The 15,838-nt window shown below is 56.8% G+C and carries 4 protein-coding genes; all 4 read right to left on the reverse strand.

Annotated elements, in window-relative coordinates:
* Positions 1–279: 279 nt before the first annotated feature.
* The 4 genes from ACYX4K_RS00140 to ACYX4K_RS00155 all read right to left on the reverse strand — a co-directional run bounded on the left by ACYX4K_RS00140 (position 280) and on the right by ACYX4K_RS00155 (position 15,826).
* Positions 280–1,725, reverse strand: coding sequence for a coniferyl aldehyde dehydrogenase (locus ACYX4K_RS00140; RefSeq protein ID WP_475090846.1), 1,446 nt, complete (start codon positions 1,723–1,725; stop codon positions 280–282).
* 157 nt (positions 1,726–1,882) lie between these two features.
* The gene (locus ACYX4K_RS00145) at positions 1,883–2,878 is read right to left on the reverse strand and encodes an AraC family transcriptional regulator (protein ID WP_475093897.1); all 996 of its coding nucleotides are present in this window, start codon (positions 2,876–2,878) and stop codon (positions 1,883–1,885) included.
* Positions 2,879–2,968: 90 nt separating this feature from the next.
* Positions 2,969–13,519: a DUF4347 domain-containing protein gene (locus ACYX4K_RS00150; protein WP_475090844.1), complete on the reverse strand. Its 10,551-nt coding sequence runs from the start codon at positions 13,517–13,519 to the stop codon at positions 2,969–2,971.
* A gap of 72 nt (positions 13,520–13,591) precedes the next feature.
* Positions 13,592–15,826 (reverse strand): site-2 protease family protein, encoded by a 2,235-nt coding sequence (locus tag ACYX4K_RS00155; protein ID WP_475090842.1) that lies wholly within the window; start codon positions 15,824–15,826, stop codon positions 13,592–13,594.
* Between the last annotated feature and the right edge of the window lie 12 nt (positions 15,827–15,838).

The following is a 15,838-nucleotide window of genomic DNA, read 5'->3' on the forward strand; positions in this document are numbered from 1 at the left end:
GAATCCGAGCTGGATTGCGCGATTGAATAGCGGGCGTCATTGCCCAGAGTGCACGGTGATATTGCATCGCCGCAATGGTGCTGGAAGTTTTCTTAAATGAAATCCAGAAAAAAGAGCGCCAGACTGGCTAAGCTCTGGAAATACCCTACCAAAAATTACGGTTTTATCGCAATTTTGTTTCGGGTTTGAGGGGGCGGGCTTGGAGGGAGAGATATTGAAACCGTATTGCGAAGGTGAAATTTATTCCCTTCGCAATACGTGGAAAATCAGGTGCTTGCGTTACTTGGTTAAACGCAGCATCAGCTTCATCATTTTATTCGCCAGATTGCCGTAAGGTGGCATCAGCAATTTCAGTGGATCCAGCGGGCCCTGATAGAACACCGGGCGCAGTTTGGAGAAGGTCAGGAAACCTTCGTAGCCGTGGTAGTGGCCCATGCCACTTTCGCCCACACCACCGAAAGGAATATCGTGCTGGCCAACGTGCAGTACGGCGTTATTCACGCTGACTCCTCCGGACATCACGTGATCAATGTAATAGTCCCGCAGTTCCTTGTCTTTGGTGAATGGGTAGATCGCCAGCGGACGGTCGCCGCTATTGATGTAGCTGGCCACTTCTTCGCGGTTTTTGTAAGTCTTGATCGGCAGTAACGGGCCGAAAATTTCCCGCTGCATTACGTCCATGTCTTCACTGACATTGACCAGAAGGTGCGCGGGGAATTTTTTCAGGGTGTCGTTGCGGTCACCCTGTCCGTCGGTCAGGTCGATTGCGGTCGCGCCTTTCGCCAGCGCATCGTCAAGGGTGCTCCAGATACGCTGGAAGGATCGATCGTCGATTACCGAGGTGTAGTCCGGGTGCTGAATATCCGGATAGCGCTTTTTGAAAACGCGTTTCGCTTTTTCCACAAACGCATCGACCTTGTCTTCCGGCAGTAACAGGTAGTCTACCGTCGTGCAGATCTGTCCGGCATTGAACAGCTTCCAGAACAGAACCCGCTCTACGGCGGTATCGGTGTCGTAGTCGGGACCGACGATCGCCGGGGATTTGCCGCCAAGCTCCAGGGTAACCGGGGTCAGATTTGCTGCCGCTGCGGCCATAACCTTGCGCCCGGTTGCTCCGGAACCGGTAAAGATCAGGTGGTCGAATTTGAGGGTGGAGAACTCTATGCCGACGCCGCCGGTCTCCTCGAGAAATACCAGTTTATCCTGGGGGAAATAGTCGCTGCTGATACGTTGCAGCAATGCAGTGAGGTTGCGGGAGTTTTCCGACATTTTCACCATGGCGCGGTTGCCGGCGGCAAAGATATTGATCAGCGGCCCGAAGGACAGGTTGATCGGAAAATTCCACGGCACGATCACGCCCACTACACCCAGTGGCTGCGGAATGACCTTGGTCGATGAGGTCGGAAACGCGGTGATGTCGATATGGCGTCGCTGGGGCTTCATCCACTTCTTCAGGCGCTTGATGGTGTCCTTGATACCATCCAGCGCGGGAAAGATTTCTGCGAACAGGGTCTCATGATGAGAGCGGTTACCGTAGTCGCTGCTTACCGCCTGCACCAGTTCGTCCTGATGGTCGCGGATCATCCGGGCCAGGGATTTCAGGTCTTCAACCCGCTGCTGGTAGTTGGGGGCGGGGTTGGCCAGGTAGGCCTGGCGCTGGTTGGCCAGCAGGTTTTCCAGGGTTGCGGTTTGGGCGCCTTCGCTGGTCAGGGTCTGGGTATTCATCATCGCTTACCTAACTGTGTTTCCGGTGATACCTGGGGCGGTGTTCCGGGATAGATGCTGGTCAGTTTTGCACAGGATACGGGTTTTCCCCGGAAGAGAGTTGACCGAAGGCGTCGGCAAATTGACAGATCGCGCAACCTCGAGCCTCGCTGACTGTTTAGTCGGACCTTTGGTGCAGCCAGGCTCTGGGGCTGGCGCCCATGATGCGCTTGAAGGCACGGGTCAGTGCACTGAGCTGACTGTAGCCCACCAGTTCCGCGATCTCGGTCAGTGAGCGGCTGCCTTCCAGTAAGTAGGTACACACCTGCTCCACGCGGGTGCGGTCCAGTAGTTGCTGAAAACTGGTGCCCTGCTGGTTGAGACGCAGCTGCAGCGTGCGCGGTGCCATGTTCGCGCTGTCGGCGACCTTTTCCAGGGTCACTGGCCCTCGTGGCAACAGGTTGGTAATGGTCCAGAGTAACTGTTCCTGGAAGTCATCCAGTTGCTTTTTCTTCAGAAAATCATTGATCAGGCCGAGCATTTCCGGGTTTGCACCGGCAACGGGGCGCTGCAGCAGTTCCCTGGCAAACGCGATCCCGTTGTGCTCCTGCCCGAATTGCACCGGGCACTGGAACAGTTCACGGTAGGGTGCGAGTCCTGCGCTCCCTGTCGGGGCTGTACCGCACAGCTGGACCGAGCGCAGGGCGACGGGCTCGGCGAGAAGAAAGCGGATCAGATTAAATCCGCTGGCCACCAGATTGTCACTGTGCTGGCGGGAAGCGGCGGAAGGACCGGCGAACTCGTAGCGTGAACACAGGTAGGCGGTATCCGCCGACTCCTCCAGCCATACCTTCAGCCCCTGGGCCGTCTGTCCAATGGAGGAGGTGATCGTCTCCATGGCATCGCGCAGGGTCGGGCACTGTTGCAGCAGCAGGCCGATGGTGCCGAGGGCGGCAATACTCTGCTGTTGGGCCAGCTTGAGGCCGAAGTGCGGGCAGCCACTCAATTGAGCCCCCAGTTCCAGCAGTTCAACCTTGCTCTCCATCGGGATCATCAGGTCCGGACGATCCAGATAATCCGCAGGCAGCGCAAGGCGTTGCAGCAGTGCCCCGGCATCGACGCCGAAACTGCCAAGCAGAGACTTATAACCGGTGAGCGCGCTGGCGCGGACCATTGGGAGCAAGGGGTATCCTCTCCAGAATCAATGTTCTGGATATGATACCCAACCTGCCCCCGTGCACGCGATAGCGCGTCCGCGACGAACTCAGTCGCGTTTCTGTTGTTGCTCCTGTTCTGCGACCATCTCCGCGAACGCCAGCAGTATCGGCGATAGCTGTGACTCCCGCATCTCTTGTCCGATCAGATCCAGTTGCTGTTGCAGCTGGCTACGGTCTCCGTTGATATGCCGCTGCTCTCCGCCGTTGGGAGAAGACTGCAAGGGCGATGGCAGCGGTTCAACTTCCGGTGTCCAGCGCGGTATATCTGTCGGCAGATCAGGACTCGCTGCGGGACGTTCAAAAATGCCAAACAGGGAGTTGTCACGGAAACCGGCAAAATCCTTGTCCATCTGCAGCGGACTCGATTTGTGTGAGTCCTCCGGCGCGCTGGTATCGATGCTGAGGTCATTGCCAAATACCTGCGACCAGTCGTTGGGGTATTGCCTTCCATCCACCGGGCCGAAAGCCGGGTCGTAATAGTCCCCGTTGCGGCCACCCTGTAAATTGCTGGCGACATCCTCTGTTTCTTTGGAGATCAGTCGCCCGTGCATCTGTGGCATCTGGCGCTCCCACGCCCGCAGTGGCTCCATGTACTGCGGATACAATTGCGACAGGGTGATGTTGTCCACATTGATTTCGTTTTCAATGTGCGTGTTGTCGCTGTCTGTATTGTCGTCCGGATTCTGATCCGGGCCATTGCCGCCATCATCGGTGATACTCGCGGTGTTCTGAGTTTCCTGAACGGTGGGGTCCAGCGGGAAATTCACGATGACCGCAAAAGTGACGCTGCCTTGCTCTCCGGGGGCGAGTGTGCCGACGTCGAATGTGTAGCTATCGCCGTTGCGCACCCAGCCTGGCGTGGAATTAGCCGCGTCAAAGGTCGTATTTGGCGGCAACGTTTCGGTAATGACTACGCCGGTGGAGGTGGTGTTACCGCGGTTGCCGAAGTCGATCGTGTAAACAATGGATTCCGTTGGCCGAGGCTCCACATCGCCGTCGTCTTTATCGATGTACAGGTCGACAAATTCGATGGCAAAGGTCTCGCTGTCGGTATTGTTTTCCGGTGTGGGGTCGGGGCCGTTGCGGCCGTCGTCTTCTACCACCACGGTGTTGGTCTGCAAGGAAACGTCCACGGGGATCTGGTCGGCGACGACCGCCGTCAACGTCAGCGTGATCGTGTCGCCGGCGGCCAGAGGGCCGATATTCCAGGTTACCGTGCCCGCGGCGAGGTCAACGATGCCGCCATCGCTCGCAGTAATATCGGTAAGCAGGCTGGTGTCCGGCAGGGTGTCGGTGACGACAACGCCGGTACCGTCCTGATTGCCCTGGTTGCTGACCGAGATTGTCCAGCGAATGGTGTCTCCCGGGTGTGCGGGATCGCTGAAGTTCTCCGTTTTGTCAATTGTGTAGTCCGGTCGGGCCGCGACAATGACCGCGGGGTTGTCCCGATCTTCAGTGGAGTTATTGCCCGGCTCCTGATCTGGTCCGTTACTGCCATCGTCCACGATCGTGGCAATGTTGGTAAAACTGGCAAGGCCGGATGGTACCGGATCGGGAACGATCACCGCGAACTGCACGGTGCCAGTTTCTCCAGGCTCGAGGTCGCCAAGGTCAAAAAACAGTTCATCGCCGATTCGGGTCCAGCCCGGCGTGGAATTGGTCGGGTCGAATGTGGTGGCACCGGGAATCGTTTCGGTGATGGTTACGCCGGTTGCGGTTTCGGTGCCAAGGTTCGCGTAGCGCAGGGTATAGGTAACGACATCACCGGGGAACACAATACCGTCATCATCATTTACTTCTTTGTTAATCGCTACATCGATGTAAGTGATTTCGAACTCAGTGCTATCGGTATTGTTATCGGGAGTCGGGTCAGGCCCGTTGGTGCCATCGTCGGTCACCGCTACCGTGTTGGTCTGGGTGCTAAGCGGGAGTTTGGCGGTAAGATCATTCACCACCTCTGCGGACAGTTCTAGCGTCAACGTTTCCCCGGCGGCGAGGTCGCCAATATCCCAGGTGACGGTGCCGGCATTCAGGTCGATCACGCCGCCGTTGCTGGCGGTGAAGTTGGTAAACAGGCTGGTATCCGGCAGGGTGTCGGTGACCACAACACCGGTGCCATCCTGATTGCCCTGGTTGCTGATCTCGATGGTCCAGCTGACCGGATCACCGGGCTGTACCGGGCTGGTGAAGTCATTGGTTTTGACGGCCACGTAATCCGGGGCTGCCCCGATCGGGGTTACTTCGTTGTCCGTATTGTCATCCGTATTCTGATCGGGGCCGTTTTCGCCATCGTCGTCGATGCTGGCGGTATTGCTGGTTTCTACCACACCGGTTGGAATCGGATCGTTAAAGATCACGGCAAAGTCGACGCTGCCGGTTTCGCCGGCGGCGAGAGTGCCGAGGTTGAGGGTCAGGGTATTGCCGTTCTGCACCCAGCGGGGATCCGAGTTGGCGGCGTCGAAGGTCGAGTACTCCGGCAGCGTTTCGGTGATCACGACACCGGTCGCCTGCTCGGTACCGTTGTTGGCGTAATTCAGGGTGTACACCACGGCATCACCGGGCTCTGCGGTAACCCCGCCGTCGTCCTTGTCGATGGCGAGGTCCACAAAGGTGATGTCGAACTCGGTTTCGTCGGTATTGTTACCGGGCGTGGGATCCGGGCCGTTCGCGCCATCGTCATCCACGGTGACGGTATTGGTCTGTGTCGGAATACTGACGGGAACGGATTCTGCAACTTCGGCGCTGAGTGTCAGGGTAATGGAATCGCCGGCGGCGAGGTCGCCAATATCCCAGGTGACGGTGCCGGCATTCAGGTCGATCACGCCGCCGTTGCTGGCGGTGAAGTTGGTAAACAGGCTGGTATCCGGCAGGGTGTCGGTGACCACAACACCGGTGCCATCCTGATTGCCCTGGTTGCTGATCTCGATGGTCCAGCTGACCGGATCACCGGGCTGTACCGGGCTGGTGAAGTCATTGGTTTTGACGGCCACGTAATCCGGGGCTGCCCCGATCGGGGTTACTTCGTTGTCCGTATTGTCATCCGTATTCTGATCGGGGCCGTTTTCGCCATCGTCGTCGATGCTGGCGGTATTGCTGGTTTCTACCACACCGGTTGGAATCGGATCGTTAAAGATCACGGCAAAGTCGACGCTGCCGGTTTCGCCGGCGGCGAGAGTGCCGAGGTTGAGGGTCAGGGTATTGCCGTTCTGCACCCAGCGGGGATCCGAGTTGGCGGCGTCGAAGGTCGAGTACTCCGGCAGCGTTTCGGTGATCACGACACCGGTCGCCTGCTCGGTACCGTTGTTGGCGTAATTCAGGGTGTACACCACGGCATCACCGGGCTCTGCGGTAACCCCGCCGTCGTCCTTGTCGATGGCGAGGTCCACAAAGGTGATGTCGAACTCGGTTTCGTCGGTATTGTTACCGGGCGTGGGATCCGGGCCGTTCGCGCCATCGTCATCCACGGTGACGGTATTGGTCTGTGTCGGAATACTGACGGGAACGGATTCTGCAACTTCGGCGCTGAGTGTCAGGGTAATGGAATCGCCGGCGGCGAGGTCGCCAATATCCCAGGTGACGGTGCCGGCATTCAGGTCGATCACGCCGCCGTTGCTGGCGGTGAAGTTGGTAAACAGGCTGGTATCCGGCAGGGTGTCGGTGACCACAACACCGGTGCCATCCTGATTGCCCTGGTTGCTGATCTCGATGGTCCAGCTGACCGGATCACCGGGCTGTACCGGGCTGGTGAAGTCATTGGTTTTGACGGCCACGTAATCCGGGGCTGCCTGGATCGGCGTTACCTCTTCGTCGTCGTTGTCATCCGGGTTGGGATCTGTACCGTCTTCGGAATCGATGGTGATCGCGTTCAGTGTTTCCTCGACCCCGCTGGGTAGCGGGTCAATCACGGTAACCACCAATTCAATGGTGCCGTTATCACCCGCGGCTACGGTGTCGAGATCATAGGTCAGAGTGTCCCCGTTCAGCGTCCAACCGGGATTCTGTTGCGGGTCGAAGGTCACATACTCCGGCAGGGTATCGGTGATCACCACGTTGGTAGCATCGGCGGTACCGTTGTTCGCATAGGCGATGGAATAGGTGATGGTTTCACCCGGTGCCACGGTTACGTCGCCGTCGTCTTTATCCACGCTCAGGTCGAATGCTTCAATGGGGGCGGTAACCGTATCGTCGATGGTGTAGTCGCGCTCGATATCGCTATCGTCTCCGCCCTCGGGCGTATCCAGGGTGGAGTATTCGGCCTCGGCCGTGTTGGTAACATCCTCGCCAATCGCGGACGGGTCGCTGGTGACCTGTGCATCGTAGGTAATAATGATCTTGGTGGAAGCATCGATGGCGCTGACATCGATGGACAGCAGGTTCGCCGTGGAATGATCGACGATGACCGGGTTGCCGCCTTCTGCAGTAATCTGAAGATTCTCGATATCCGCCAGATAGGTGGGCAGTAGCTCGGAAATATTTACGTTATAGGCGTCGGCCCCACTGGCCGGGTCCAGCTGTACCGTAATCTCGTAGCTGGCGGTGCCGCCGAGTACCAACGGTGGGGTGGGCGCGGTCAGCTGCTTGTCGATTTGCAGGATTGGCTCCACCACCTCCACACTGGCGGCCGCGCCGATACTGCCTTCCAGATCTGAAGCGTCACCATCGGTATCGTAATTGAGGGTGACATCGTTGCTGAGGATTTCTCCCTGAAAATTGTCGGGGATGTCGGTAACCCGCAGGCGATAAACGTAGGTCACCGTTTCCGGTGCGTTATCGGTACTGGTGTTCAGCACGGTGCCGAAGTTGAGCCCTATGGTGTGGCTTGCCGGATCGTCGATGACCACAAACTGACTTTCGTCATACTGGAGCGCATCCGGGTCGCTGACCGTAATGCTCAGCACGTCGACAAATTCAAAGCCGGGGCCATAGACGTCCACAATCTGGCCGGTCAGCGCGGCTTCCGGAACGGTAACCGTCACCGAGAAAGTGACAATTTCCCCAATAGTCGCCTGTCCATCGCCGTTCAGGTCGTCGTTCTGCGAGGTTGAAATCAGTGTTTTTTCAACGGTCGGTGCGTTGATGTTTACAATCACATCGTCGCTATTGGCGTAGTTGTTGAGCCCATTGCCTTCGCCATCAGACCCGGTGCGCTCTCCGTCAACATCGCCGTCAAGACTCGACCAGTCCAGCTCGGCCGTATTGGAGATGGTGCTACCGGCAATCGTATTGGTCAGGGTCCCGGTAACTGTAATCGTCACTACGCCGCCGGGTTCCAGGTCGTACTCCGCCTGGGGATCCAGCACAATTTCGCCGTTTATGATATCGAAGAAATTGGAAATATCCCTGCTACCGGAATCCAGTTGTTCGGTAACACTCAGGGTAATATTGTCGAGCTCGGCCGGCAGCGGGTCGCTGAAACTGATGTCGTAGGCGATGGTGCTGCTTCCGTTACTGGGGTTGGTGACGGTGATCGTGTAGATCAGTTCATCGCCGTTATCGCCGCTGTTGATATTGGCAGTTTTTGAAATCGATAGTGTCGGCTCGATAACATTAACTTGTGCTGATTGTGAAACCGACTGGTCGCCGCTATCGATCTCCCCATTGTTATTTGAGTCCCAGATGAAAGTGGCTGTATTTTCTAGTGTTTCACCAGCTTGGTTACTTTGTACATTTTGAATCTTTACTGTGTAGATCAGAGCAACGACATTCTCGTCAAACTGACCGCTGCCTGCGTTATTTGTAATGTCCCCTAAAAAGAAGGTGACCTCGCCAGTAGAGCCAGTTGCTGGAGGTACGACTATACCAGGCTGAGTCAGATCTCCCAGAGATGAAGAAATATTGCTGCCGACGATTACTTCGTCAAGACTGACAAACTCAACTCCCGGTGGAAGCTGGTCGGTAATGGTGGAAAGAGGGATGGAACCTTCGGGAATGACAAAGTAGGATGCGTAGGTTACCGTTTCCCCAATAACCACTTGTGAAAGATCGTTAAATTCATTTTGCTGGGAGCTGGACGTAACTTGCTTTCCCTGTCCGAGAATTGAAGTTGTCGTGATTGTCGCCGAACCACTGGTTTCGTAATCGTTGGCGGGGTTTGTCGAGTTGTCTCCCGTGCGCTCGTCGGGATTGCTGTCGCCGTCGATACTGGTCCAGTCTGTTGTTGCCGTATTGACGATCGTCGAACCAGGAAAGATAAATTCGTCAACGGTAGCGGTAACCTGGATGGTGATGGTTTCCCCGATTTCCAGATCAAATGTCTGTCCGGGAACGGTCTGCAGGGTATTCCCGTCCACTTCAAATTTCGAGCCGATACTCGCATCACTGGGGTGCGTAATACTGTCGATCGTAACGCTATTCAATTCAGGCGGGAATACATCGGAAAAGGTAATGTCATACGCATCGGTGTCAGAAAACGCCGAGTGCGAAATTTCAATGATATAGGTCACCTGATCATTTGCGTCGATCTGTGCATTGGGGTCTTGCAGGGATTTGTTAACCTGCAGATCCGGCTCGATCACTTCAATGTTTTCTGCCGAAGCAGTACCGTGGCCAACGGGGTTGCTTACATCATCATCGGTATCGTCCCAGAAAAATTGCGCACTGTTGTTGAGCTGGTCACCGCTCTGGTTCTCGACAATATTTTCAACGAGCACTGTGTACTCGATGGTAATTGTTTCTGCTGTGGTGTTATCGCGGTTCAGGTTTACTAGATCACCGAGATCAAAAGTTACCTGTTGTCCATTTGTGGAGACGTTCAGGTCGGCCAGACTCCAGGCCACGCCATCGTCATTTTGTATGTCGCCGGAGGAAGTGCTGACGGTCGCAATATCGATATACGCCAGGCCTATATCCAGGGTATCGATAATATACGCGCTGGGGGAAATACCTTCTGCAATCTCCAGCGTCAGGCGATAAGTCGCCGTTTCACCAATTACGGCCTGATCATTTGCGTTGTTGTCACCGTTGATGCTGGTGCTGACAAGCTCTTTCGAAATCGCGTTTGAACGAATTTCAACAATGGCATCATCCTGCCAGTTGGGGCTCGAATTTCCCTCGGTATAGTCCGCGCCTTCATCGATGCCGCCGTAGGCTTCAAGAGTGGCGGTGTTACTGATTTCCTGGTTGGGGCGCACCGCACTGATGGCCACCAGGTCGTAGGTAATGATGACGATGTTGCTGCCGTCTGTGGTGGCACCGGTGTCGGGATCGCGGCCTTCGTTCAGAGCCCCCTCGCTGGGCGATGGGTCGGTCAATGTAATTCCGCCGCTAAACAGGTCTCCACTGTAGTCAACGGCGGTCCCATCGCCGGTAAACACCTGGAGATTGAGTCCTCCACCCGGTGTGGTAAACCCGAGCGGCAGGATGTCACTAATGGCGACGTTAAAAGCGTCAGAACCGCCGCTGTTTTCCACAACAATGGCAAAGCGGACTACATCGCCAGCGTCCACGTTACTCAGATCCGAATCGATCGGTGTGCTATCCAGGTCAGCACTGGTGATGTCGCCGCCACTCCACGGTGCGCCACTGCCGGCGGCGGTGCCTGCGGGATCAAAGGTGACAGGGGCGTTGGGGTCCGGGTCAAAGATGCCATCGCCGTTGTCGGTGGATACAACCCCTTTGGTAACGGTAATATCCGGGGAGAGCACCTCAACCTGCGTCCCATCCGGTGGCAGTACGGTCGATGTCGACGTGCCATCGACTTCGACGGTGGCAATATTGGTCAGTGATAGCCCATCGGTAAAGGGTTTATCCTGAACCAAGACCGTAAACAGAAGCTGGACTCGGCCACCTTCGGACTGCGCCTGGCTGACTGAAGCAAAGCTCCAGCTGATGGAGTTGTTGTCGGGATCGGAAGTAACTGAGACGTTAATATCCGCCAAGTACTCCGGCGGCCAGTTTCCAAATTCCGTTTCCGGTCCAAACCCCCACTGGTTGGCACCGGGGATATTGGCACCCTGGTTGGTCGGCACGTACGATGGCGTGGTGGCGTCAAATACCGGCAGCGGAAGATAGTCGGTAATGACAATGCCCTGGCTGTCGAGGGTGCCGAGATCCAGGTCGATGGCAAAGGTAACCCTATCCCCCACGGTGATTTCATCAAGATCATTCGGGTCGGTACTGTCGTTGACCGCAAATACACTCTTGTTGAAACTGGCCCCTTCGATGGTAATGCTTTCGGTGCTGCTGTTTTCTACGGACTCGCCGTTGGCCGATGAGGCAACGGCATTGATGGTGGCCTGATTAGTGATTACATCCAGTGCATCGACGGACGCATTGGGCGTACCCGCGTAGGGCGCGCCGATATATTCCTCGCGAATGGTTGCCTCGTAAGTGACTACCACAGTGGTAGTACCGTCGACGTTGGCATCAGAGAACAGATCGCCGTTGAGGCTGCCATCGGCACTGATGCCGAGATCAATCAGCAGTTGGGAAATATTGACACTGATGTCGGTGTGCCCGTCCTCGGGGGCGGGGTTCTCGGTGACCGTGGCATTGGCGCCTGCGGCGCTCGGTCCATAGTCGGTGCCATTGTAAAAAACCTCGATATTGATACTGCTGCCATCAACCGCCAGACCGTCTCCCACAAAGTCGGACAGCACGAGATCCTCAAGCTGCATGTAATCGGAAACCTGCAGCGTGAGGGTGTACTCCAGAACATCGCCGGGGGTTGTTCCTTCCCCGCCATTGTCTTCGATGGTTCGCACACTTTTCTGCACCGCGGTGGCGGTGGCGACGATGGTCTCTTCAGCGTCGTCGCTGACCGACTGATCCTGGTAGGTGCCAGTGGCACTGGCGGTATTGGTAACCGCATCGTTGGCGGCGTCGTTGATGACAATCGGATTGCCGTTCGCATCCACATCGGGGACATAGCCGGTGTATTCGATGATGATGTCGTTGTCCGCTAGGCTGCCCACCACCGGATTCAGAAATTCCACGATCAACTGTGCATTGCTGTTGGCGCCTTCTGGCGGCTCAGTAAGTTCGTAGTCAACACCTTCGGTGAGGGTACTGCCATTCGCGTCGGTGACAGTCACCGTGCCGGGGACATAGTAAAAGTTTTCCGGAACCTGTTCGGTGACAACGAGATCGACAACCGGTGACAGGTTTGCAATGTCGACGGTGACCCGCCAGGTAACAGGCTCGCTCGGCCCGGTAACGGTCTCACCGTCATCGCCGATAGACGCATTGTCGCCATCGCCATCGAATGCTTCTTTGTCCACCAGCATCACAGTGGGTGTGATGGTGGTTTCTATGGCCGATCCGCTGATGGCCGGGTCGGTGTCGGGATTGTTTAGCGGGTCCTCGCCGTAGGCAAATCCGGGTCTTACCCACACCGGAATCGGCACGCCGACCATGGCGCCGGCGGCCTCATCAATCAGCACAGAGGCGGTCAACTCATACGCGGGCTGATCCGGAGAGAAAGAGCCAAACGGCAGTTGCAATGCGTACCAGGTGGAACCTTCGGGGCCGACCGGCGGCAGTGTGATGTCACCGGTGTCGTTGAAGTCGTAGGGGTGGAACTCTACCGGGTTGCCATTGCTGTCGACCCACTGTCCACCCTGCGACGTATAGGTTTCCACCTGGGCGCCGAGTAGTCCGGACGTGCTTTGAATTTCCAGGCCGGGGCCGAGAACCACATCCATAAACGGGCCGTATCCCACGGTATCGCCGGCGTTATCGAACACGAAGGTCATGTCCGTGGGTTCGTTGATAAAGTCCTCGCCAGCAACCGAGACCGTGGCATTCGGCTCCGATGCCATTAAGCCTTCCCAGGAACCCTGCAGCAGTTTGGAGAATACCAGGTCGGTTTTCACATCGCCGTGCTGTTGTTCCAGTTCCCAGTCGCCGCCGCGCAGCGGATTTCCCGTCGCATCGTCAGATGCGGCTACATCGGCGCCGGTGAGGTCGGCAATCTGCGCAATAAAACTTTCGCCTGTCAGGCTGTACCCGGTGTTGCAGCCGTAGAGCAGGATGTCAGCGTCATTGGAAAGAAAGGACGACCAGCTTTGCAGTTGCGTACTGTGGTCACTGTTGTCGATGCCCGATAGAGAGCTGAGGGACAGCGAATCACCGCCGATATCGATCCCGCCCGCGCCGCCATGTGATACCAGGTGAATCGCATCAAACGTCTGCCCGCTCTGCTGAATAAAATCGGTAACGCTCTGCAGGTTGTCGCTTGTATCCAGAGTCAACAGCGTCAGGCTGCGTTCGCCGATGCTCAGTTGTAAAGCGTCGCCATTTGCGGCATCACCGGTAATGGTTGTGGCCTGCTGAAGAAGGTCGTCTACCAGTGTCTGAGCTTGATCCAGATTCAGATCAATGACGACCAGTTCGGATTGTGCGGTGGTACCAGAAGTGTACAAGTCTGCGAGTTTTTGTGGCGCCGTGTCCTGTTTTTCCTGGGGTGCGGCACCCTGGTCGACACTGTCTGGCGTCGCCACGTCTGTCGGAGAGGCATTTGCCATCTGGCTGACATCGGCGGCGACCGAGGCATCCAGCAATACCCGTTTCTCCAGGGTGCGGTGCAGACTGCGCAGTTGGCGACCATTTTGAATAATGGCCATAGCCAGGGATGATCTGGAAAACGCATTGAGTTCCATGGCGTACCTCGTTCCTTGCGGTATCAGCGGGCGGCGCTTCCGGCGGCCCAGAATTAAGTCTGTTTCAGTGGGCTATACGCCACTCTCTCGAATCAATACACCGGCCACGCGCTGGCTGAGCAGTTGCAGCAGGCTGATGGGTTCTCCCAGGAGAATCAGCCGGCCTGTGCGCTGAGCGCTTGCGGGTGCCTGCGCTGTGTGCGCCACGTCTTCCGATGTCGCGTCGGTAAATTCAAACAGCAACAGGTGCAGCGCTTCGGCGGAGCGGCGGTGTTCCTCGGTCAGTGTTTGCAGCGGGCCACCGTGAATGGAAGCCAGTGCAGGGTCCTGTATGCGTCGGGATGCAATATCCTCCAGGCCCCGAATGGTGACAGCGACCGGTTGCCATTGACCGTCGAAAAACAACTGGCCCCGACGATTGCGCAAGGCATCTGCCGATGGCAGTCGCATGATCTGCTGTGGCTGCGCATAGGCACGTCCGGAAAGACTCTGCCGGTTGGCAATTGTGAGGAAAGATTGATTCAGCTCGATGTACTGGCCGGTACTGAGTCCCGGCAATGTCCAGTCGACCGATCCCGATACATTTGCAGTAACCCGCAGTTGTGCCTGCTCTGTTTCCAGTGCGCGCAATCGCTGCTGCTTGCTCAGCAGGTCATGCAGGTATACGCCATCCAGTGCATCGATAGAGTCCGCGAAACCGTCGCTGTGCTGGCGGCGCTGAAGTAGCGATAGCTCTGCTCGGGTGCGCGCGATTCGATAGTCCAGCTCGTCGTTGTGAAATTCGGCAATAACCTGGCCTGCGGTAACCGACTCTCCGCGGCGCACGGCGAGGGAATGCAATATGGCGCCTGCCGGTGCCATCGCGTTCTGCTCCTGAGCAAAATAGGTGGCGGCGGGAATTTTGACCGGCCACGGCAGTGGAGCCAATAGTAGTGCCAGCATCAGCACTGCACTTATCAAAGCGCCGGGGCGAAACACGAGAAATGCGCGAAACAGTGATGGCAGTCCGCGAAATTCCGATCCCTGTGGCTGCGGTGTTTGCATGGTTTCCTCATTCCCCGATAACGCTTGTCCGCTGGCGTGTTGACTCTTCAGAAAGGAAACGAAGCCGGCAATCTCACGATAGGTGGGCACTACCAGCAACAGTGCGATGCATAGCAGGAATACCAGCACGCCAGCCGCCTTGAACAGCAACTGATAGGCGGCATAACTGATAAAGGCGAAAACAACCAGCCGGTATAGAACGCCGGCAGCGCCGAACAGGATCAGCAGCGCCTGCCGGCGCCCGCGGGGCGCTGGATACTGGCGCAGCAGCCGCGACCATACCCACTGGCGGAGACTCGACGCAGCGGTTTGCTGAAGATTTTTTTCCGCGGTGAAGTCACTCAACAGATAGTATCCATCAAACTTCATCAATGGATTCGCATTGATCATGCAGGTGGTGATCAATGACGTGGTGAATACATAAAACACCAGCGCGCGCAGTGGGCCATCATCCAGCAGGCACCAGGCGAGCGCTGCGCCGACGCCAAGCAGTAACTCGAAGGTCACGCCGGCCGCAGAGATATGCAGGCGTGCCCTGCGCGGCAAACGCCACGCGTCGGTGATTTCGCTGTACATAATGGGCATCATCGCGATCAGCCCGATACCAATGCTGTTGGCGCGAACCCCATAAAGCCGAGCGACGCTCGCGTGACCTAACTCGTGCACCAGGCTAAGCAATAAATAGCAGGAGAAAAATATGGCCGCGCCCACGGGATTCCAGCTGGCATCGAAGTAGGCGATAAACTCCGGCCAGTGCTGGCCGACCGAAACGCCACAAATCAACATCATGCAGATGAGGGCCGCGTAAAAGCCTTTGTGCAGAGTGCCGCGGGCGATGGGGAGCAGAAGCCGGCAACTCAGATCCGGGATGAATAGCGGGTGGCGCCAGAACAGTTTCTTCTGTAAGCCAATCAGTCTTCTTTGAGTGTCACTTATCGATGCGAGCTTGGCCGTCAGTGCGTCGCTGTTGCTCTGTTCAAGTTCGTTGTCACGGACAAATCGGGCCACCGAATCAATCTGCCGGGGCTCAATGACACAGCCATATCGTTGCGCTATTTCCTGGGCTACCGCATCGGCATTACCCAGTGGCCAGAATTGCAGTACCAGCATCTCCAGCTCACCAATCTCATGGTACTGACCACGAACCGGATCGTAGAGCAACCAGCATTTCTCGTCTGCTGATTCAGCAGTCGGGTGAACCTGGAGGTCGGTGCGCAGGGGTGCCCAGGTATTCCCATTGGAATCCTGACCGGTCGCTGACATCGTTGAACTGGC

This window comes from Microbulbifer sp. ABF4_107 (assembly GCF_056312215.1).

Excerpts from the sequence above, each read along its gene's own strand:
- ACYX4K_RS00140 (WP_475090846.1), bottom strand. The coding sequence starts at position 1,725 with ATGAATACCCAGACCCTGACCAGCGAAGGCGCCCAAACCGCAACCCTG.
- ACYX4K_RS00145 (WP_475093897.1), bottom strand. The coding sequence starts at position 2,878 with ATGGTCCGCGCCAGCGCGCTCACCGGTTATAAGTCTCTGCTTGGCAGT.
- ACYX4K_RS00150 (WP_475090844.1), bottom strand. The coding sequence starts at position 13,519 with ATGGAACTCAATGCGTTTTCCAGATCATCCCTGGCTATGGCCATTATT.
- ACYX4K_RS00155 (WP_475090842.1), bottom strand. The coding sequence starts at position 15,826 with ATGTCAGCGACCGGTCAGGATTCCAATGGGAATACCTGGGCACCCCTG.